Below are 2,416 nucleotides of genomic sequence, written 5' to 3' on the forward strand. Positions count from 1 at the left end.
GATAAAGCGTTGCCGTTATTTTCCAAGAGTGGTGATTATTCGGCAAGAAGTTTAAATGCAGATGATCTTATCAGGTGCGTATCTGCTTAATTTAAGTACTGGTTTTCATGATTGTGGGTAAGGAGCGCAGAACTTAAAAGTGCTTTTTTGATGGGGAGTATTTTAAAGCTGAGATAAAGAGATATTTCGAACATAAGTTTTTGTTTGTAATTTGTTTTGAAACGATTTTGAAATTTTTTTGCTCTGATTAAATTCTTTAAAGCTATGCAAAATCTAGATATTGTGCAGAATAAAATAAATATTCCCTATTTATGGTCGAAGTACAGTGGTGAATCTCTTAAAAACAGCTCGGTTAGCAACAATGGCTTACCCGTTAGCCGCAAACGGGAACGGCGTGCCCATAGTGTGCCTTGTTGGCCGATATGAATGTAATCGCGGGTTAGTTTATCACTGTTAAATAAATAGTGTCCTAAGGGTGTTGTTCCTAGATGCATCAAGGCTTGATTGTGTAGAAGGGTTTCTTGTGGGATGACTGTACGTCCGAGGAGCCAAGGCTTATTATCTCCCATCAATATGACTTCGCGTAACCAATAACGCGCACTTTTGGGGAGATGTTCTGCTTCTTCTTTTAGTTTATCTCGCGTAATAAAACATTCGCGTTTTTGTTGAACTTGGAAGCAGGTGCAATATTTTTTTAATCGAAGCGTCATCGATCCCGACTCCATGAGCCAATCGCGAATGTTTTCTGGTATGGGAGGGTTTTGATTAAAGAGCCACTTCAGAGGTGGTAAGATGGAGCCTTCAAGATCAGACATCGTTTTACTCCACATCTAAAATTCTATTCCCTATGTTATACTGAGTGAGCTAAAGAGATGGTTCTATTGTAATACAGGCATATAAAAGCAGCAAGATTTTAACAGGAAAATATCAAAGAGAAAATCGAAAGCAAAGATTTTTAAAAGAAGATAGCTGGAGATAGATTATAGAGTTATTTTCATTAAATGCGCAAAATAATCTATTATGCTTTATTTAAAGAGCTTTCCCATAATGCGTTATAGAATTTTCTTGATAGAACGAGAGGAAGAGGTAGGTATTCCAAGCTTTAAAATTGGTTTGTAACGCATACGAAAAAGGGATGAAGAATTCATCTATGTTAGACGATATGAAGGGAAAATTTTGAGAGGAGTACAATCCTCCTATTATAGTTTAGAAAGCGAAATACTCAAAATTTTTGAATTGAGATGAAAAAGTAATCGTATTTTTTATAAGATAGAATTTTATAGGAATGTATTTTTGAGAAAATTCAAATAGCTTATAGTATTTTATTTATAGAGTAATTAACTTATTATAATAAAACTATCTTATATTAAAAGTATTTATATATTTTTTAAATGATAATAATATTTATTAATATGTTTTTATTTTTAGAGATAATTTTAAAATAATATATAAGCATTTAAATTTTTATATTAAATTATTTATATAAATTTAATTGATAAATAATAAAAATATATAAAATAAAAATTTAGTATATTAACTTTATATTATTTATTATGTTTATGTTTTAAGTATTTACAAAGAGTTCTTCGGTTTTTTCAGTAAAAATGGTCTCGTTGATGAAGTATATAGTGTTAAGTGTTACATGGTGGGAGCTTTAATCATCATTATTGATTTTTGTAACCTCGTAGATTGCTATGATAGTGCGATGAGCTGAATTTGTGCGTTTGCTCTAAAAATACGGTATAAAAATAAATTCGTATTTCATTAAAATAACGCATACACCCCTCCTGATATGCGTGGGCTTATATAGATCCGGAAGGGTGCATGATAGAAGTTTTTACTGCTTTTCGTTAATATGCCTGATGATGTATGCGAGAAATCGCAGCTTAAGCATTTCACCATCATACCCCAAATGGTGTCAACGCGTTACAGGGAAATATTTCAAAATATTTTAGTTGTTTTTATTGAACACCAAAAGGTGATTGAATAAATAAATTATCCTATGATCGAATTTTTCGTCCTATCCATATAAGAATACAGGCTCCTATAAAACCTGAAATAAGATAACCAAGCCAACCAGCAAAATTTACGCCTAAAAGACTAAAAAGGAAGCTCGCTAACGCAGCACCAATAATCCCTAAGATAATATTTAATAATATTCCTGTTTGGCTTTTCATAATATACTGTGCAGTCCAACCCGCAACTCCGCCGATAATAATAGCTGCAATCCAACCGATGTTTGCATTTTCCATGATACTCTCCTTTGCCTGAATTAGATTGTAACTAGAGTAAACTTTATAAAGATCAAGGTTTATTCCTTTTTTACCAAATGGAAAGGATATTTTTGTTAGAGATTTTACTTATTACTTTCGTGTATATTAAAATAATATTCATATATATATCAGTATATATATAA

Annotated in this window: 2 protein-coding genes; both read right to left on the reverse strand. The window is 31.6% G+C overall.

Annotated elements, in window-relative coordinates:
- Positions 1–305: 305 nt before the first annotated feature.
- Positions 306–815 carry a chorismate lyase gene (gene ubiC / locus BN338_RS02925; protein ID WP_039758997.1) on the reverse strand — a complete coding sequence of 170 codons (510 nt, stop codon included), beginning with the start codon at positions 813–815 and terminating at the stop codon, positions 306–308.
- 1,185 nt (positions 816–2,000) lie between these two features.
- Entirely contained in the window at positions 2,001–2,252 is a 252-nt protein-coding gene (locus tag BN338_RS02930; RefSeq protein WP_039758893.1) for a GlsB/YeaQ/YmgE family stress response membrane protein, read from the reverse strand.
- Positions 2,253–2,416: the final 164 nt, after the last annotated feature.

It is taken from the genome of Bartonella queenslandensis AUST/NH15 (genome assembly GCF_000312585.1).
Taxonomy (GTDB): domain Bacteria; phylum Pseudomonadota; class Alphaproteobacteria; order Rhizobiales; family Rhizobiaceae; genus Bartonella; species Bartonella queenslandensis_A.

Excerpts from the sequence above, each read along its gene's own strand:
- ubiC (WP_039758997.1), bottom strand. The coding sequence starts at position 815 with ATGTCTGATCTTGAAGGCTCCATCTTACCACCTCTGAAGTGGCTCTTT.
- BN338_RS02930 (WP_039758893.1), bottom strand. The coding sequence starts at position 2,252 with ATGGAAAATGCAAACATCGGTTGGATTGCAGCTATTATTATCGGCGGA.